The 17,177-nt window shown below is 60.0% G+C and carries 17 protein-coding genes; 1 reads left to right on the forward strand and 16 read right to left on the reverse strand.

Annotated elements, in window-relative coordinates:
* Positions 1 to 6: 6 nt before the first annotated feature.
* The 13 genes from HQL44_04320 to rlmN all read right to left on the reverse strand — a co-directional run bounded on the left by HQL44_04320 (position 7) and on the right by rlmN (position 14,297).
* Positions 7 to 732, reverse strand: coding sequence for a heme ABC transporter permease (locus HQL44_04320; GenBank protein ID MBF0267794.1), 726 nt, complete (start codon positions 730 to 732; stop codon positions 7 to 9).
* 50 nt (positions 733 to 782) lie between these two features.
* Positions 783 to 1,448, reverse strand: coding sequence for a heme exporter protein CcmB (ccmB, locus tag HQL44_04325; GenBank protein MBF0267795.1), 666 nt, complete (start codon positions 1,446 to 1,448; stop codon positions 783 to 785).
* Positions 1,449 to 1,560: 112 nt separating this feature from the next.
* Positions 1,561 to 2,202 (reverse strand): heme ABC exporter ATP-binding protein CcmA, encoded by a 642-nt coding sequence (gene ccmA / locus HQL44_04330; protein MBF0267796.1) that lies wholly within the window; start codon positions 2,200 to 2,202, stop codon positions 1,561 to 1,563.
* 33 nt (positions 2,203 to 2,235) lie between these two features.
* On the reverse strand, positions 2,236 to 3,468 hold the full coding sequence (locus tag HQL44_04335; protein ID MBF0267797.1) for an AMP-binding protein: 1,233 nt from the start codon (positions 3,466 to 3,468) through the stop codon (positions 2,236 to 2,238).
* Between the two features lie 10 nt (positions 3,469 to 3,478).
* Positions 3,479 to 4,294 (reverse strand): ABC transporter ATP-binding protein, encoded by an 816-nt coding sequence (locus HQL44_04340; GenBank protein ID MBF0267798.1) that lies wholly within the window; start codon positions 4,292 to 4,294, stop codon positions 3,479 to 3,481.
* A 62-nt stretch (positions 4,295 to 4,356) separates the two neighbouring features.
* Positions 4,357 to 5,688, reverse strand: coding sequence for an ABC transporter substrate-binding protein (locus tag HQL44_04345; protein MBF0267799.1), 1,332 nt, complete (start codon positions 5,686 to 5,688; stop codon positions 4,357 to 4,359).
* Positions 5,689 to 5,748: 60 nt separating this feature from the next.
* Positions 5,749 to 6,816, reverse strand: coding sequence for a branched-chain amino acid ABC transporter permease (locus tag HQL44_04350; GenBank protein ID MBF0267800.1), 1,068 nt, complete (start codon positions 6,814 to 6,816; stop codon positions 5,749 to 5,751).
* A 2-nt stretch (positions 6,817 to 6,818) separates the two neighbouring features.
* Positions 6,819 to 7,721, reverse strand: coding sequence for a branched-chain amino acid ABC transporter permease (locus HQL44_04355; GenBank protein ID MBF0267801.1), 903 nt, complete (start codon positions 7,719 to 7,721; stop codon positions 6,819 to 6,821).
* 28 nt (positions 7,722 to 7,749) lie between these two features.
* Positions 7,750 to 8,544 (reverse strand): ABC transporter ATP-binding protein, encoded by a 795-nt coding sequence (locus HQL44_04360; GenBank protein MBF0267802.1) that lies wholly within the window; start codon positions 8,542 to 8,544, stop codon positions 7,750 to 7,752.
* A gap of 1 nt (position 8,545) precedes the next feature.
* Complete coding sequence (locus HQL44_04365) at positions 8,546 to 10,510, reverse strand: AMP-binding protein (protein MBF0267803.1); 1,965 nt, start codon at positions 10,508 to 10,510, stop codon at positions 8,546 to 8,548.
* Between the two features lie 326 nt (positions 10,511 to 10,836).
* Positions 10,837 to 12,057, reverse strand: coding sequence for an argininosuccinate synthase (locus HQL44_04370; GenBank protein ID MBF0267804.1), 1,221 nt, complete (start codon positions 12,055 to 12,057; stop codon positions 10,837 to 10,839).
* A 68-nt stretch (positions 12,058 to 12,125) separates the two neighbouring features.
* Positions 12,126 to 12,950 (reverse strand): radical SAM protein, encoded by an 825-nt coding sequence (locus HQL44_04375; protein MBF0267805.1) that lies wholly within the window; start codon positions 12,948 to 12,950, stop codon positions 12,126 to 12,128.
* Positions 12,951 to 13,124: 174 nt separating this feature from the next.
* Positions 13,125 to 14,297, reverse strand: a complete 1,173-nt coding sequence (gene rlmN, locus HQL44_04380) for a 23S rRNA (adenine(2503)-C(2))-methyltransferase RlmN (protein ID MBF0267806.1) — start codon at positions 14,295 to 14,297, stop codon at positions 13,125 to 13,127.
* 162 nt (positions 14,298 to 14,459) lie between these two features.
* Between rlmN and HQL44_04385 the strand changes: the two genes are divergently transcribed.
* Positions 14,460 to 15,299, forward strand: a complete 840-nt coding sequence (locus HQL44_04385) for an OmpA family protein (protein MBF0267807.1) — start codon at positions 14,460 to 14,462, stop codon at positions 15,297 to 15,299.
* Between the two features lie 70 nt (positions 15,300 to 15,369).
* Here the strand turns inward: HQL44_04385 and HQL44_04390 are convergent, their stop codons facing one another.
* The 3 genes from HQL44_04390 to HQL44_04400 form a co-directional block, all read right to left on the reverse strand.
* Entirely contained in the window at positions 15,370 to 15,873 is a 504-nt protein-coding gene (locus HQL44_04390) for a hypothetical protein (protein MBF0267808.1), read from the reverse strand.
* A 66-nt stretch (positions 15,874 to 15,939) separates the two neighbouring features.
* Positions 15,940 to 16,329, reverse strand: a complete 390-nt coding sequence (locus HQL44_04395; GenBank protein MBF0267809.1) for a helix-turn-helix transcriptional regulator — start codon at positions 16,327 to 16,329, stop codon at positions 15,940 to 15,942.
* A gap of 199 nt (positions 16,330 to 16,528) precedes the next feature.
* Positions 16,529 to 17,089 carry a hypothetical protein gene (locus tag HQL44_04400; GenBank protein MBF0267810.1) on the reverse strand — a complete coding sequence of 187 codons (561 nt, stop codon included), beginning with the start codon at positions 17,087 to 17,089 and terminating at the stop codon, positions 16,529 to 16,531.
* Positions 17,090 to 17,177: the final 88 nt, after the last annotated feature.

Consider the following 17,177-nt stretch of genomic DNA (forward strand, 5'->3'; position numbering starts at 1 on the left):
TGCCGCTTAACCTTCACCGTGAATCTGGGCCAGCCTTATGTTGCGGATGCGCGTTTGCAAGATTTCCGAACGCACCCGCCACAACAGCAGCGTGGCGTAGAAGGTGGTGAAGCCCACCCCCATCAGCAAGAGGGGAAGCAACATCGACGGATCGACCGAGGGCATGCCCGCCTTGGTCACGCTGGCCGGTTGATGCAGCGTGTTCCACCAATCGACCGAGAATTTGATGATCGGCACATTGACCCAGCCCACCACGGCCAGAATGGCGGCCGCCTTGGCGCCGCGCTCGGCATTGTCGAAGGCCCCCGACAGCGCCATATAGCCGAGATACAAGAAAAACAGGATCAGCATCGAGGTGAGCCTGGCGTCCCACACCCACCAGGTTCCCCACATCGGCTTGCCCCACAAGGCGCCCGTCACCAGACAGACCAGGGTAAAGCCAGCCCCCAACGGGGCGGACCCTTTGGCGATGTGGTCGGCTACCGGATGTTTCCACACCAGTGCGATGGCGCTGGCCACCGCCATCACCGAATAGGCGAACATACCCATCCAGGCCGAGGGCACATGGACATACATGATGCGCACCGTCTCGCCCTGCTGATAATCGGCGGGCGATGAGAACAGGCCGAACCACAGGCCAGCACCGATCAGCAGCACCGACGCCACGGCAAACCAAGGCCCGGTCAGCTTGGCGAACTTCAGGAATTTGGTTGGGTTTTGCAATCCGAACATGGGGGGTGTTTTAACGGGTCAAAACCGGCTTTTCCAGAAGAATCCGGCCCCTATTCCGCCGCCTGCCTCAGCGCCGCCGCGCTGGCATACAGGCCCAAGGGCACCGCGCCTAGCAAAATGGCCCCCAGAATGGCCAATTGCCCGGTCCAGGGGAAGGCGTGCTGGGCAGCATCGACCGCCCCCACGGCAAAGATCAGCACGGGAATGAACAAGGGCAAAACAAGCAATGAAATCAAGACGCCGCCGCGTCTGGCCCCCAGCACCAGGGCGGCCCCCACCGAGCCGATCAGGCTAAGGGTGGGCGTGCCCACCGCCAAGGTCAGCAGCAAAACGCCCAGGTCATAGGCCGACAGGTTCAAAAAAATGGCCAGCAAGGGGGCCGCCGCCATCAAAGGCAGGCCGGTGGTCAGCCAATGGGCCGTCACCTTGGCTCCCACCAGAATTTCCAGGGGGGCGGGCGTCAGGATCAGCAATTCCAGCGAACCGTCCTCGTAATCGCCCTGATACAGCCGGTCGAGCGACAGCATGGCGGCCAAAAGCGCATTCACCCAGACCAGACCGGGAGCCACGCGGGCCAAAACGCTTGGTTCGGGGCCGATGCCGAAGGGAAATAGGATGACCGCCAGCACGAAAAAGCCGACCACCATCATGCTGTCCGAGCCTTGGCGCAGGGCTAGGCGCAACTCGCGCTTTAGAAGTTCCCAATAACGGGTCATTGCTGTTGCCCCTCAAGCGCCGGGCGGGATGCTCCGCATCCCTTGGCTCTCGCGCCATGGGGCGCGGCGGCCCTTGGCCGCTTCAGCGCGGATAAATATTTTGTCCGCGCTGTCATGCCGCCTCCAGATCGGGGGCGGCGAAATCGTCGAGGCGCAGAATGGCGGCATCCGGCAGATCGATGTCGGCATGGGTGGAAACGATGACCATGCCGCCAGTCGCCCGATGCGCCGCCATGGCGGCTTCCAGCGCCTTGACCGAAGCCTTGTCCAGCGCCACGCTGGGTTCGTCGAGCAGCCATAAGGGGGCGGGTGCTGCGATCAGGCGGGCCAGATTGACGCGCCGTTTCTGGCCTGCCGACAGCAAACGGCCCGGCACGTCAGCCAATCTTGCAATGGCAAAGACGTCCAGCGCTTCGCGAACGCGCTTTTCGGAATCACCCCCATGCAGCCTGGCCCAGAAATGCAGCGTTTCGAACACGGTCAGCACCGGCTTGACGGCATCGTGATGCCCCACGTAATGCAGGCGCGCGCCATGCGCTTCCGGATCGTCGGCAACCGCCACATCGTCCCACAGCAAACGCCCAGCCGAGGGACGCAACAGGCCCGCCAGCAGCCGCAACAACGAGGATTTGCCCGAACCGTTCGGCCCCAGCAGGAACAGGGCTTGGCCGGACTCGAGCGCAAAGGACAGACGCGCGAAAACGGCGCGCCCGCCCCGCACACAGGTCAGATTTTCCGCGGCAAACCGGCTCATGGCCGGGGGTTATAGCAGGTTTTGCCTGATCTGCTAATCGTACTTGCGCTGGTCCTCGATGACCTTGCCGTCATTGGGCAGCGAACCAGGAGCCACGCATTCCACCTCGCCCTTCAGTTTCAGCACGGCATGCAGGCTGTCCTTCACCTTGGCAGCCAGTTCGCCGCCCCCCACGGTTTCGGCCTTCAGGGTCATGACGTCATTGCCCATCTCGCCCGAAATCACCAAGCGCAACTTCAGCAGTTCGGGATGGCGCTTGGCCAATTCGGCAACCTGCTGGGGATGAACGAACATGCCCTTGACCTTGGTGGTCTGATCGGCGCGGCCCATCCAACCCTTGATGCGCATATTGGTGCGCCCGCATTTGCTGGGACCACTGGCCACCGCCGACAGATCGCCGGTGGCGAAACGAATCAAAGGATAGGTGGCGCACAAATTGGTCACAACCACTTCGCCCACTTCGCCTTCGGGCACCGGATCGCCCGTGCCGGGACGCACGATTTCGACCAGCAGCGTCTCGTTGACCACTAGGCCGTCGCGAGCCGGGGTCTCATAGGCGATCAGGCCCAGATCGGCCGAGGCGTATCCTTGCAACACCGAGATGCCCTTGGCGTCGAAATCGGCCCTTAAGGCTGGCGGCAGATATTCACCCGACACCCAACCCTTCTTGATCGATGAAACGTCCAGATTCAACTCGGCGGCTTTTTCCAGCAAGATGCGCAAGAAGGAAGGCGTTCCGGCATAGCCGGTGGGCTTCATGGCGGCGATGGCCTGTGCTTGCTGTTCCGAATTGCCAACGCCGCCGGGAATCACCGGGCAGCCCAGCGCCATCAGGCCGCATTCCAAGATGCGCCCACCCGGCGTTAGATGATGGCCCAGGCAGTTGATGGCCAGATCGCCCTTTCTGAATCCGGCGGCGAACAGGCCGCGCGCCGATCCCCAGAAATCGGTCTCGGTTCCCTCGGGATCGTTGATCGGGCCGGGAGACACAAACAGACGGGCGAGTTGCGAAACCGGAACGCCCAGCATGCCACCGAAGGGCGGGTTGGCCTTTTGCAGATCGATCAGCTCGGACTTTCTGGTGACCGGCAAATGGGCCAATGCTTGGCGGCTGGCGACGGATTTGGGATCGATGCCGTCCAGCGTCTTGCCCCAATAGGGCGCATTGGCCTTGGCATGCGCCAGATGGGCGGGCAGCTTGGCGAAGAAGTCGGCTTCGCGCGCCTCGGTCGCCCGCGTTTCCAGGGCGTCGTAGAAATCGGTCATGAGATCGTCCTTAAGCCAGCCAGCGCTTGCGGCGGCGGTAATGTTTGGTGTCGCGGAAACTCTTGCGTCCGGCGGTGGATAGGCCGAGATAGAATTCCTTCACGTCTTCGTTCTCGCGAAGGCTTTTGGCCTCGCCATCCAGCACGACGCGCCCGTTTTCCAGGATATAGCCGTAATCGGCGTATTTCAGCGCCACCATCGTATTCTGCTCGGCCAGAAGGAAACTGACTTTTTCCTTCTTGTTGAGTTCGGACACGATTTCGAAAATTTCCTCGACCAATTGCGGCGCCAACCCCATCGAGGGTTCGTCCAGCAAGATCATGTTGGGCCGGGCCATGAGCGCCCTGCCGATCGCCGTCATCTGCTGTTCGCCGCCCGACGTGTAGCCCGACTGGCTTTTGCGCCGTTCCTTCAGCCTGGGGAAATAGCGATAGACCATCTCCAGGTCTTTCATCACCTCGGACCGCCCGTCGCGCCTTGTATGGGCGCCGGTCAGCAAATTTTCTTCGACGGTCAGATGTTCGAAACAGTGCCGTCCTTCCATCACCTGCACCACGCCCATCTTGACCAAATCGTTGGGCGTCAGGGAATCGATGCGCTTGTCCTTGTAGATGATGCTGCCCTTGGTGACCTCGCCGCGCTCGGCCCGCAGCAAATTCGACACCGCCTTCAGGGTCGTCGTCTTGCCGGCCCCGTTGGCCCCCAGCAAAGCCACGATCGCGCCATCATGGACCGTCAGGGAAACGCCCTTCAGCACCAAAATCACATGGTCGTAGATGACTTCGATGTTGTTGATGACCAGAAGGTCTTTTCCCGGTTCTGTCATTCGAGATTCCCTAAAGAAGAAAGGCGGGCGCGGAACCAATAAGCCCCGCGCCCGCTTAGATCTTACATTTCCTTCGAGCAGTCACGCGGCGTGATGCCCTTTTCCTTGGCGTACTTCATGGCCGATTCCTCGGCCAGCGGACGCACCAAGCCCTTGTCGGCTTCGATCCAGTCGGAAACGATCTTCCACTGGTTGCCGTCCCACTGCGAGAACTTGACCGCGCCGCCGCCTTCATGGTCGGTGCAAGAGGTCTTGATCGGCTGCACCAAACCCTCGGCGCCCAGCGCCTTGATGCGCGCCGGCGTGAGATTGAGATGCTCGAGACCCCACTGGATCTGCTCGCCGGTAAGAGGCTTCTTACCGAACTTCTCCTGGGCGATGCGGATGGCTTCCAGCGAGAGAATGCCGGTCACGACGCCGCGGTTGTAGTAAACCGTGCCGACGCGATCAGACTCGATGTTGCCCTTCTTCTTGGCATGCACGGCCTTCTCAATGTCCTTAATGACCTGGAAGTCCTTGCCGGGCGGGTTGAAGCCAGCGGCGATGAAGCCCTTGGCGGCCGTTCCAGCCGGACGCATGTCTTCTTCGGAACCCGACCACCAGACGCCCAGCATCTTCTCGCGCGAGAAACCGATGCGGGCCGCTTCCTTGATCGCCGTGGGGTTCATGACGCCCCAACCGCGCAAGATGACCCAATCGGGGGCAATCTGCTTGATCTGCAGCCAGATGGCTTTCTGGTCAAGGCCGGGATGCGCCACCGGGAAATGCTTGATTTCGAAGCCGTAGGTCGCGGCCTGCTTGTTCAGGATGTCGATGGTTTCCTTGCCGTAGGCCGAATCGTGATAGACGTTCACGATCTTCTTGCCTTTCAGCTTGTCCATCCCGCCTTCCTTCATGCCGATGAACTTAATCTTCGACGTGTTCTGCGACCAATAGGTGGTCACCAGCGGGAACAGATAGGGGAAGACCGAACCGACCATGGCGTCGCCGCGGCCATAACCCAGAGACACGACCGGGATCTTGTCGGCAGCGCCCTTCTCGAAGGTCGAATAGGTGATGCCGGTCGACAGCGGATGGAACATGGCCGCACCGGTGGGCCCCTTGCCCTTTAGGCGCTCATAGCATTCGACGCCGCGCGCGTTGTCATAGGCGGTTTCGCATTCTTCCCAGGTCAGCTTGACCCCGTTGACGCCGCCGTCACGCTCGTTGATCAGCGCCATATAGTCCATGAAGCCGCCGAAGTACCCCGTGCCGCCCGCGGCATAGGGACCCGTGCGGTAGATGGGAATGGGCATGAACTGTTCCATGGCCTGAGCCACGGCCGGAGCGGGGACGCTGGCCCCGGCGATAAGTCCGACCCCAAGGGCCAGACTGGCAAATACGGACTTCTTCATTTTATTTCCTCCCAAAGTTAATTCGCCTGCTTCGTGATGTTGCTCTTGTTTTACTATTCGTCAATACGGGAACGGCCACAATCTCAGCTTTTCCTTGGCGATCTGCCAAAGCCTAGCCAAGCCATGCGGCTCGACGATCAAAAAGAAGATGATCAGGCCGCCGAAAATGATGTGTTCCAGATTGGCCATCGTATCGGCCTGAAGCGTGCCGTGCCCGATCATCGCCGCGATGTTGTTGAGCAAGATGGGCAGCAGCACGATGAAACCCGCCCCCAGGAAACTGCCCAGGATCGATCCCACGCCGCCAATGATGATCATGAACAGAACCTGGAACGAGCGGCTGAGATCGAAGGCCGCCGGTTCAACGGTGCCCAGATAGCAATAGGTCCAAAGCGCGCCCGCCACGCCGCAATAGAACGAGCTGATGCCGAAGGCCGACAGCTTGGTGGCCAGCAAGGGAATACCGATCACTTCAGCCGACACGTCCTTGTCGCGCACCGCCATCCAGGAGCGCCCGATGCGCGAACGCACCATGTTCTTGGCGGCCAAGGCCAGAACCGCCACCATGACCAGGGTCAGCAGGTATTTCTCGACGGCGGAATCGACCGTCACGCCCATGATCACCATCGGCGGCGCCGAAATGACGCCCGACGACGAATAGTTGGTGAACCAGCCGACATGGGTGAAGACCCATTCGATGAAGAACTGGGCGGCCAGCGTGGCCACCGCCAGATAAAAGCCCTTGATGCGCAGGGATGGCAGTCCGAAGACCATGCCCACTAGGGCGGCGAAGACGCCGGCCAGCAGGAAATCAACGATCAGCGGCAGTTCGGGAACGCGCAGATTGAGGTTGTAGGCGGCAAAGGCCCCCACCGCCATGAAGCCCGCCGTGCCCAACGACAACTGCCCAGCATAGCCGGTCAGAATGTTGAGGCCGATGGCCGCCAGTGACAGCACCAGAAGCGGCGTTAAAATCGACCCCAACCAATATTCGTCGGCCACAATCGGCACCAGGATGAAAACCACCGCCAGCAGGGCCATGATGGCGATGCGGTCCTGGCGAATGGGAAAGATGGCCTGATCGGCCCGATAGCTGGTTTTGAACTGTCCTGATTCGCGATAGAGCATGCTTACACCCGCTCGATGATTTTCTCGCCGAACAGGCCCTGCGGACGCACCAGCAGGAACAGAAGGGCAAGCATGTAGGGGAACCAGTTTTCGATGGCGGCGACGGCGCCGCCGGTGAAGGTGCTGATATAGACTTCAGCCAGTTTCTCGGAGGCGCCGATGATCAGCCCGCCCACGATGGCGCCCGCCACCGAGGTGAAGCCGCCCAGGATCAGCACGGGCAGCGCCTTCAGCGCCACCAGCGACAGCGAGAACTGAACGCCCAATCGCGACCCCCACAGTAGGCCAGCCACCAAGGCCACCAAACCAGCGGCGGCCCAGACGATGGCCCACACATGCTGAAGCGGAATGCCCACCGCCAGGGCCGCTTGATGATCGTCGGCCACGGCGCGCAGCGCCAAGCCAACACGGGTCTTGTTGAAGAAGAGAGCCAAACCGCCGACCAGAACGGCGGCGCAGCCGGCCGAGAAGAGATCGAAGGTGCTGACCTGAATGCCCAGGGCTTCCTGAATCATTTCGTTGGGCAAGTCTTCGATGCCCAGATCGAGGGCGCGCACCTGCGTGCCCCAAATGCCCTGGCCCAATCCTTCAAGCAGATAGGACAATCCGATGGTGGCCATGAAAAGCGCTATGGGCGGCTGGTTGACCAAGGGGCGCAGCACGATGCGCTCGATTCCCACTGCCAACAGCATCATGACGAGCAGGCACAGCAGCAGGGCGGGCCAGAAGGGCACGCCCAATTCCAGAATGCCAACGAAGGTGAGGGCGGCGAAAAGCACCATCGAGCCTTGCGCGAAATTGAAGACGCCGGATGCCTTGTAGATCAGCACGAATCCAAGGGCGACCAGCGAATACATGATGCCCGAGAGCAGCCCCCCGAACAGGACTTCAAAAAAGAAATTCAGGTCCGACGTCATTGCCTATCCCCTCATCTCAATGCGCCACGCCGAGATAGGCGTCGATGACATCTTGGTTGGCGCGCACCTCGGCGGGCGAGCCGTCGGCGATCTTCTTGCCGTAATCGAGCACGGCCACGCGATCCGAGATGTCCATCACCACCCCCATGTCGTGCTCGATCAGCACGATGGTGGTGCCGAACTCGTCGTTGACGTCCAGGATAAAGCGGCACATATCCTCTTTTTCCTCGACATTCATGCCCGCCATCGGCTCGTCAAGCAGCAGCAGTTGCGGCTCGGCGGCCAGCGCCCGGCCAAGCTCGACGCGCTTTTGCAAGCCGTAGGGCAGACGGCCCACCGGGGTCTTGCGGATGTTTTCGATCTGCAGAAAATCGATGACGCGCTCGCACACTTCGCGATGCTCGATCTCCTCCTTCAAATTTGGTCCCACATACAGCGCCTGCCACAGGAAGTTGCGCTTCATCTTGGTGTAGCGGCCGGTCATGATGTTGTCGAGAACGCTCATGCCCTTGAATAGGGCGATGTTCTGGAAGGTGCGGGCGATGCCGTGCCTGGCCGTTTCGTGCGGCTTCATGGCGCGCCTTGTCTGGCCCTGATAGGTCACGGTGCCTTCCTGCGGATGGTAAACGCCGTTGATGACGTTCAGCATCGAGCTTTTGCCCGCCCCGTTGGGGCCGATGATGGCCAAAATCTCGTGCTCGCGCACGTCGATCGAAATGTTGGTGAGCGCACGCACGCCGCCGAAGGACAGGCTGATGTTGTCGCAGCGCAAGATAACGTCGCCGATTTGCTTTGTCGCTTGGGAATTCATCTCACCCCGCCTTCTTCATGGGCTGGTAAATCTGCGCGTCCTGGATGGCGATATTGGCCTTGATCGTGCCCTTGCGGCCATCCTCGAAGGTGACCTGCGCCTCGATGTCGCAATGTGACTGGCCGGAATAAAGCGCCGTCACCAACTCGGCGTATTTCTCGGCGATGAAGCCTCTGCGAACCTTGCGCGTACGGGTCAGCTCGCCGTCGTCGGCGTCCAGCTCCTTGTGCAGAATCAGGAAGCGCTTGACCTGCGAGGCGGACAGGTGCGGATCGTTCGCCAGATCACGATTCACCTGATCGACGCAATCGGCCAGCAGGCTGTAAACCTCGGGCTTGCAGGCCAGATCGTTGTAGCCCGAATAGGCCAGCCCCTTGCGTTCGGCCCAGTTGCCCACCGCCTCGATGTCGAAATTGAGGAAGCAGGCCACGTAATCGCGCCCATCGCCGTAGGCCACCGCCTCCTTGATGAAGGGAAAGAATTTCAGCTTGTTCTCGATATATTTGGGCGCGAACATGCCGCCCGAGTTCAGCTTGCCCACATCCTTGGCGCGGTCGATGATTTTCAGGTGCCCGTCGTCGTCCAGGAATCCGGCGTCGCCGGTGCTGACCCATCCGTCGTCGGTCTTGGTAGCCTTGGTGCCTTCATCGTTCTTGAAATAGGCCAGGAAGGCGCCGGGGCTTCTGAACAAGACCTCGCCGCTGTCGGCCATCTTCAATTCCACGCCGGGCACGGGCACGCCCACCGTATCGTCCTTGATCATGCCGTCGGGCTGAATGGTGATGAAGACGCTGGCCTCGGTCGAGCCGTAGATCTGCTTGATGTTGACGCCCAGCGAGCGATAGAAGCGGAAAATGTCGGGACCGATCGCCTCTCCCGCCGTATGGGCCAGCCGGATGCGCGTAAAGCCCAACACGTTCAGCAGCGGTCCGTAAACGAGGATGCGTCCCAGCGCATAAAGCAACCGGTCGCTCAGGCTGACCGGCTTGTTGCCGTCCAGAATGGCGGCGCCGCACCGTTTGGCCACCGCCATGAAATAGTGGAACATCGACCGCTTGATGCGCCCGGCGTCTTCCATGCGGATCATCACCTGGGTCAGCAGATTCTCGAAGATGCGCGGCGGAGCGAAGAAGAAGGTGGGACCCAGTTCGCGCAGATCGTGCATGACGGTGTTCGAACTTTCCGGGCAGGCCACGCAAAAGCCCGCGACCAGGGATTCGCCGAACGAGTAGATGTGATCGCCCACCCAGGCCATGGGCAGATAGGCCAGCACTTCCTCGTCGCCGGTCAGGCGGTCGAAATCGATGGCGCCCTTGGCCGACATGATGACGTTCGAAAAGGCCAGCATGACCCCCTTCGACTGACCCGTGGTGCCTGAGGTGTAAAGAATGACCGACAGATCCTGGGCCTTGCCCTGGGCGATGCTGTTTTCGAAGAAGTCGGGATGGGTCGATTCCTCGCCGCGTCCCAATTCCTGCACCTTGGCGAAACTGGTCAGAAAGGGCTGCGGATAATTGCGCAGGCCTCTGGGGTCGCTGAAAATGATGTGATCGAGCGTGGCGCAGTCGCCTTTGATTTCAAGCAGCTTGTCGACCTGCTCTTGGTCCTCGACCACGGCGAAGCGCACCTCGGCATGGCTGAGCACATAACGCATTTCATTGGCCACGGCATCCTGATACATCGGCACCGGCACCCCGCCCAGCGATTGGGCGGCCAGCATGCTCCAATACAGGTGGGGTCGGTTGTCGCCCACGATGGCCAGACGGTCGCCCCGCCTGAATCCCAGCGCCTTCAATCCCATGGCGAAGGCGCGCACTTCCTGGGCCACTTCGCTCCAGTTCCAGGTCTGCCAGATGCCGAAATCCTTTTCGCGCCAAGCCGGATGCGTGCCCCGGACGGCGGCGTGATAGAGCATTAATTTTGGAAAAGTGTCGTGAACGGAAAGATCAGGCGCGCCCCTAACCATTCAGCCCATCCCGGCCCGTCCCGCGACGCGCCTGCATGGACCACGCAATACGGCACAAAGCCATCACGCTGCCTCCTCCTCAAACCTTGATGCCCTGTCCAGGCCGGGATCTTGCGTCCCTTGTTTCCCTGCACGTCAACACCTTAACAGGTAACGAAATTGGCTTCCCGGGTCAACACCCTACAAAAAATATAAGGGCAAAATTATTTTATGTATCAGGATGTTCTAATTTCCCCCAAATGTCGATGGCCGGGACAAACCCGGCCATCCAATACGTTCTTCAGCCTTCACGTAGGGGAAGGCTGAAAGGGCTGGCAGCAGCCTACCTACCTGCCCTCGGCCATCTTGCCCAGGCGCAGACGCAGGGCGTTCAGCTTGATGAAGCCTTCGGCGTCGTGCTGGTCGTAGACCGAGTCCTCCTCGAAGGTGACGTAATCGAGGCGATAGAGGGAATGGGGCGACTTCCTGCCCACCACGCGGGCGTTGCCCTTGTACAGTTTCAGCCTGGCCGTGCCGGTGACGCGCTCTTGCGTCTTGTCGATCAGGGCCTGCAGCGCCAGGCGCTCGGGCGCGAACCAGAAGCCGTAATAGATCAGTTCGGCATAGCGGGGCATCAGGCTGTCCTTCAGATGCGCCGCCTCGCGGTCCAAGGTCAGGCTTTCCACCGCGCGGTGCGCCATGTGCAAAAGCGTGCCGCCCGGCGTTTCGTAAGCGCCCCGGCTTTTCATGCCGACGAAGCGGTTTTCGACCAGATCAAGGCGGCCCACGCCATGGCGGCCCGCGATTTCGTTCAACTTGGCCAGCAGCAGGCCGGGCGAGAGTTTCTGGCCGTTCACCGCCACCGCATCGCCGCCCACGAAGTCGACTTCCAGATATTCCGGCTGATCCGGCGCCTTTTCGGGCGACACGGTCAGACGCCAGATGTCCTCGTCGGGTTCATGCCAGGGATCTTCCAGCGCCTTGCCTTCATAGGAGATGTGCAAGAGGTTGGCGTCCATCGAATAAGGCGCTTCGCCGCGCTTGTCCTTGGCGATGGGAATCTGGTGCTTCTCGGCGTAATCGATCAGTTTGGTGCGCGAGTTCAAGTCCCATTCGCGCCAGGGCGCGATCACCTTGATGCCGGGATTGAGCGCGTAATAGGTCAGTTCGAAACGCACCTGGTCATTGCCCTTGCCGGTGGCGCCATGGCAGACGGCGTCGGCGCCGGTCATTTGCGCGATTTCGATCTGGCGCTTGCCGATCAGGGGTCTGGCGATCGAAGTGCCCAGCAGATAGACGCCTTCGTACAAGGCGTTGGCCCGCATCATGGGGTAGACGAAATCGCGGACGAACTCTTCCTTCAGGTCGTCGATGTAGATTTCCTTGATGCCCATCATCTCGGCCTTCTTGCGGGCGGGTTCCAACTCCTCGCCCTGGCCGATGTCGGCGGTGAAGGTCACGACTTCGCAGGCATAGGTGTCTTGCAGCCAGCGCAGGATGATCGAGGTGTCAAGGCCACCGGAATAGGCCAGCACGACCTTCTTGATGCCGCTTTTCTTTGTCGCCATGAGGAAATTGCCTTCGGATGAATGAAAACCGGGCGGCAGTATAGGCGAAGTTAGGGGGCGCGCAAGAGCTAGGCCACTCTTTTGGCCAAGCGCGAAACCAGTCCATGCTCTTGATACTCATAGCGCGTCGGGCACATGGCGCAGCAAGATTCCTCTTCTCGCCTCAAAAAAACGCCCAGTTCAACGTCGCTTGCCGAAGCCGCCAGCGGCTGATAGGCCAGATAGGGTTGCCAGTCCTTGACCGCGTCCAAGCCGAAGCGCCCCGCCACCAGTTCCAGAAAGGCCAGCGGGGGGCACTTCCACATCAGTCCGCGGTGCAGCGTCATGCATTGCTTGCCCAAACAGACGGTCCAGGACGCCAGGGGGTCGTTGTGCGCGTAGGGCCGCATTGCGGCCCCTTCGCCCTGATAGGTGCGGTAAAACGTGAATTCGCTGGGCCTGAACCCAAGTTTGAACCCCAGGCGGTGGCGTTCCTTCTCGATCTCGAACAGCGACTGGTTGAAGCGGTCCAGATAGGGGACGTCCTTGTAGGAATGGAAACTGATGTCCAGCCTTGTATGGGTCGTCGCCAAGGTTTCGAACAGCTGCGGATGTCGGGCATGGTTAAGCCCATTGCTGATAAGGACCCGTTCGGATTCGGGCCATAATTCATGAGCCAAACGCAAATAGGAAAGCAGGTCGGGATTGAACATCGGCTCGCCGCCCAGCATGGAAAATGTGTCAGGGGTCAGGCGCTTGGCCCAATTTCGCAACCATTTCCCACCTATGTCGAAGGAAACGTGGCCTTTATTTCCATAATTCGAGTAATGCGTGCAGCCTGAACAGGCCAGATCGCAGGAAAAGGCGAGGTCCATTTCAAGAAATGGAACGCTGAATTTCTTGCCGCATTTCATTTAATTTACAGATTGATTACAGTTTAAGAGCCATGCCGAAAATTATCGCGGCATTATTTTTTATCGTGACTTGGCAATGACTATACGCCGACGGCGCAAGACTGCAAGCCCGGCAAGGCTTCTTTCAGGAAATATATAATTGGAAGGGCTGGAATAGGCGGACGGAGGAGGGTCTCAGGCGACGCCCTTGCCCTCATGTTGGTCGTCTTCGATTCCCGCCAACAACCTTGCTTTGGCCAGCGTTTGGCGCTCGCGAACGCTTTCTGATCGCAATTGGCCGCAGGCGGCCAGGATATCCTGTCCCCTGGGCCTGCGGATGGGGGCGGAATAGCCCTGTTCGAACAAATAATCCGAGAAGCGCTTCACACTGTCGAGGGAAGGGGTCTCGAAGGGCGCCCCTGGCCAGGGATTGAAGGGAATCAGATTGAATTTGGCGGGAATGTCGCCCACCAAGCGCAGCAGCTCCTTGGCGTCGGCCAAACTGTCGTTCAGACCCTTCAACATCAGATATTCGAAAGTGATGCGCCTGGCGTTGGACAGGCCGGGATAGTTGCGGCACGCCGTCATCAACTGGGCCAGCGGATATTTCTTGTTGATGGGCATGATTTGGTCGCGCAACTCGTCGGTCACGGCATGCAGCGATATGGCCAGATTGACCCCGGTCTCCGCGCCCAATCTGGAAATCATCGGCGCCACGCCCGAGGTTGAAACCGTGATGCGCCGCCTGGACATCGCCAGACCTTCATTGTCCATCAAGATCAGCAGCGCCTTTTTCAAGGCGTCGTAGTTGAACAAAGGCTCGCCCATGCCCATGACGACGATGTTCGAAATCTTGCGCACGGCGTCGGTGGGCGTTGGCCACTCGCCCAAGGCGTCCCTTGCCGACATGAACTGGCCCAAAATCTCGCGCGCTTCCAGATTGCGCACCAGAAGCTGCGTGCCGGTGTGGCAAAAGCGGCAGGTCAGCGTGCACCCAACCTGGGTAGAGACGCAAAGTGCGCCGCCTTCTTCGTCCATATCGGGAATATAGACGGTTTCCGCTTCATTGCCGTCCTCAAAGCCCAGCAGCCATTTGCGCGTTCCATCCACCGATTGCTGATCGCGCGCCACGCCGGGGCGGCCTGCGATGAATCCATCTTGCAAGCGCTGACGCAAATTCTTGCCCAGGCTGGTCATGGCGGCGAAATCGCTGGCCCCTTGATAATATAGCCAGTGCCAAAGCTGCTTGACGCGGAAAGGCTTCTCGCCAATCTGCACCAGCAGGGCCGCCAGTTCCTCCCGGTCAAGCCCGATCAAATCTTGCACGCTCGCGTTCTTCGTCATGACGGGGATATAGGTGGCAACCATGCTGCAGAAAAGAAGAATCGCATGTCATCCCCCGGAATTTACCTAATTAATTCAATGATTCATGATTCGTTCGGCTTGGTATTTATTAAGAATTGTTTTAATATTCAAATTGAAGGCCGAAGAAGCATTCCGAGGCTAAGTTATTCTAAGTTGGGGTTAATCATGAAGTTATCGCGCATTTTGCCGGCTTTCGCCGGAATGGTTCTGTTGTCGGCCTGCGCCGCCGGAACCAACGACTGGGACACCGCCGGTGTCGCCGCCATGAAGCCGACGGGCAGCGCTTTCAGTCAGGCTCTGCACAAGCGTTATGTCGAGCGCGCCGCGTTCGAAGTCAAGGAAGGCGACTGGTCGTCGGTGGCTTTCTTCAACAGCCGCGCTCGCATGGCTGGCGAAGGCAAGGCCGTCGGCGTGCAGCCGGTCGAGCAGCGTTCGCTGAAGGCTGGCGTTGACGAGATCAAGGCCGCCCACGCCAAGCTGACTGCCGCTCTGGCCACCAATGCGCCGGAAGTCAATCCCGACGCTTGCGCCTTGTCGCAGACCTGGTTCGAACATTGGATGGAACAGCAAGAGGAAGGCCATCAGGCCGACCATATCGCCATGGCCAAGGACGGCTATATGAAGGCGATTCCGCAGTGCGTCGGCAAGGTCGTCGTCGCTCCGCTGCCCGCCAAGAGCTTCCAGGTCTATTTCGACCTGAACAAGACCGACATCACCGCCGAGGCGGCCAAGACCATTGCCGACGCAGTGGCCGAAGCCAAGAAGCGCGGTTCCAAGGCGATCCATCTGGTGGGCCATGCCGACAATTCCGGCCCCAAGGGCAGCGCCTACAACATGCAGCTGTCGGTCAAGCGCGCCGATGCCGTCAAGGCCGCCATGGTCAAGAAGGGCATCGACGCCAAGGCCGTCGCCACGGCAGCCAAGGGCGACACGTCGCTTCTGGTTCAGACGCCCGCCGATACGCGCGAGCTTAAGAACCGTCGCGTCGAGATCGTCGTGCCCTGAGGCTTGACGTTATCGCATAAGGAAAACGGCGCCTTCGGGCGCCGTTTTTTTGTTTGCCGTGCGAGGCGGATCACTTGACGCCGCAAGCCTTGCCGATTTCTCGGTAAGCCTCGGGAAAGCCCAAAAGCGAGTAACTGTCGGCGACCGGCTTTCCCTTGGCGGGTGTCGCTTTGACGGTCAGCGTCTTTTCTTTCAGCATGGCCTTGAGAAAACGCTCGTCGTCGCCGGTTCTGGCCCAGGCCGTGTCGTCACTCGTGTAAAAACTGATGGCGCTTTTGCCCAGTTCCGCCTCAGCCTCCGATCCGTCCTTTGCGGCAAAGCCCAAGGTGATGCTGGGCACGTTGGCAGCCTTGCCTGGCCCATGCGTGATCATGACATAAGCGCCCTTGCGGCCCGGCACGTCGCCGACGCTTTTCTTGACCTGGCTGGCGGCATAGCAAACCTTGGCCTGACCGCTGCCATAGCTGTAGGCCTCCCAGTCGCCCGTACGCGACAGAAGTTTCGCGGGTTCGGCCCGCAGGGGCGCCGATAGGGCAAGCACGGCAATAGCGGCAATGGGGAACGATTTTCGCATGGCGGCAACCTCGATGAACGGGAAGGACCGTCGTCGCACGGCAAGCGGAAAAAAAGCGTTAACCGTTCAGCATTCCGTGGCCAGAACGCGCGCCAGATGCGACAGCACGTCTTGATGGCGCTCGTTGTTGATCATCGAGAAGTTGCGGGCCAGTTCCAGGCACATGCGCTGACGGGCCGACAGGTCGGGATCGCGCTGCTCTTCCAATCCTTCGAAGAAGAAGCTGACCGTCACGCCCAGCACTTGGGCGATCTCGTAAAGGCGACCCGCCGAAATGCGGTTGATCCCGCGCTCGTATTTGTGCGCTTGCTGATAGGTGACGCCAATCAGGTCGGCCATCTGCTGCTGCGAGAAGCCCAGCATGACGCGCCGCTCACGAATGCGCACGCCGACATGGCGATCAATGTCTCCGGCACGGTTTGCCGGCTTTCCCTGCTTCGGCATTTTCTTGGCCATCTTTCAATTCGTCGACAAAAACCCTGGACAGATTCTTTCTCTGCCCGGAATTAGTACGAACTTAAGTGCGAAAAGGCAATCCGACTTACCGGTTATTTCCATGGGTATCATGTTCTACTTTGAATAGACAACTCAAACTCGCTCGCTTGTGGACGGCTGGCAACAGCCGCTGTTTAGACTTCTTCTAAATAAAATTGGTTTAGACGGTTACATCCAGCCTGGACAGGTCGTCGAAGGCGCCGAACCCCATCAACACCCCGGACTCGGTCACCAGTTGCGGCTCGGTCACGGGGGGCGGACGGCCGTCGCCGCGCTTTTGAACCGAACCATAGGCGAGGCTGGCTTCCAGGCTTTTGCCCTGGCGCGCTTCGAGGCTGGTTTCGTCTTCTTGTCCGCTTTCCTCGGCCAATTGCTGCGTCGAAAAACCGACGGCGGCGAACAACGATCGGCGATCGTTCTGCACCAGATCCGCCGCCTCGCGCAGGAAGGACGGAAAGCTATCGTCGGGCGAAGCGGAATCTGATTTTTGCGCGCTGTCCGCCGCCGTCGCCCGCCCGCTTTTCCTAGCCCGCCCGCCAACTGCGGACAGATCGTCGCCGGGCTTTGGCGCATCGTTGGCGGCAAAGCCGCTCCCGCCGGCGACAAAGGGCCGGGGAAGAAAGGAGGCGGCTGAATCCTGACGGCGCTTCTCGTCGCCCGAGCCACGTTGCAGTTCGACAACGCGGGATGTCGCCTGGGTTGAAAGGGGATCGATAACCACCCTTGGGTCCCACGCAAAATGCAGATCAATTAACCAAACCGAAATAAGATGTTAACAGAAATTCAAGCGCTCTTCCAGCATTAAGCAA

Source organism: Alphaproteobacteria bacterium (assembly GCA_015231795.1).
GTDB lineage: Bacteria > Pseudomonadota > Alphaproteobacteria > Rhodospirillales > WMHbin7 > WMHbin7.

What these genes read in the sequence shown, in the direction of transcription:
- HQL44_04395 (MBF0267809.1), bottom strand. Translation starts at nt 16,329, where the DNA reads ATGGCCAAGAAAATGCCGAAGCAGGGAAAGCCGGCAAACCGTGCCGGA.
- ccmB (MBF0267795.1), bottom strand. Translation starts at nt 1,448, where the DNA reads ATGACCCGTTATTGGGAACTTCTAAAGCGCGAGTTGCGCCTAGCCCTG.
- HQL44_04320 (MBF0267794.1), bottom strand. Translation starts at nt 732, where the DNA reads ATGTTCGGATTGCAAAACCCAACCAAATTCCTGAAGTTCGCCAAGCTG.
- HQL44_04335 (MBF0267797.1), bottom strand. Translation starts at nt 3,468, where the DNA reads ATGACCGATTTCTACGACGCCCTGGAAACGCGGGCGACCGAGGCGCGC.
- HQL44_04340 (MBF0267798.1), bottom strand. Translation starts at nt 4,294, where the DNA reads ATGACAGAACCGGGAAAAGACCTTCTGGTCATCAACAACATCGAAGTC.
- HQL44_04390 (MBF0267808.1), bottom strand. Translation starts at nt 15,873, where the DNA reads ATGCGAAAATCGTTCCCCATTGCCGCTATTGCCGTGCTTGCCCTATCG.
- HQL44_04375 (MBF0267805.1), bottom strand. Translation starts at nt 12,950, where the DNA reads ATGAAATGCGGCAAGAAATTCAGCGTTCCATTTCTTGAAATGGACCTC.
- HQL44_04350 (MBF0267800.1), bottom strand. Translation starts at nt 6,816, where the DNA reads ATGCTCTATCGCGAATCAGGACAGTTCAAAACCAGCTATCGGGCCGAT.
- ccmA (MBF0267796.1), bottom strand. Translation starts at nt 2,202, where the DNA reads ATGAGCCGGTTTGCCGCGGAAAATCTGACCTGTGTGCGGGGCGGGCGC.
- HQL44_04370 (MBF0267804.1), bottom strand. Translation starts at nt 12,057, where the DNA reads ATGGCGACAAAGAAAAGCGGCATCAAGAAGGTCGTGCTGGCCTATTCC.
- HQL44_04345 (MBF0267799.1), bottom strand. Translation starts at nt 5,688, where the DNA reads ATGAAGAAGTCCGTATTTGCCAGTCTGGCCCTTGGGGTCGGACTTATC.
- HQL44_04365 (MBF0267803.1), bottom strand. Translation starts at nt 10,510, where the DNA reads ATGGTTAGGGGCGCGCCTGATCTTTCCGTTCACGACACTTTTCCAAAA.
- HQL44_04360 (MBF0267802.1), bottom strand. Translation starts at nt 8,544, where the DNA reads ATGAATTCCCAAGCGACAAAGCAAATCGGCGACGTTATCTTGCGCTGC.
- HQL44_04385 (MBF0267807.1), top strand. Translation starts at nt 14,460, where the DNA reads ATGAAGTTATCGCGCATTTTGCCGGCTTTCGCCGGAATGGTTCTGTTG.
- rlmN (MBF0267806.1), bottom strand. Translation starts at nt 14,297, where the DNA reads ATGGTTGCCACCTATATCCCCGTCATGACGAAGAACGCGAGCGTGCAA.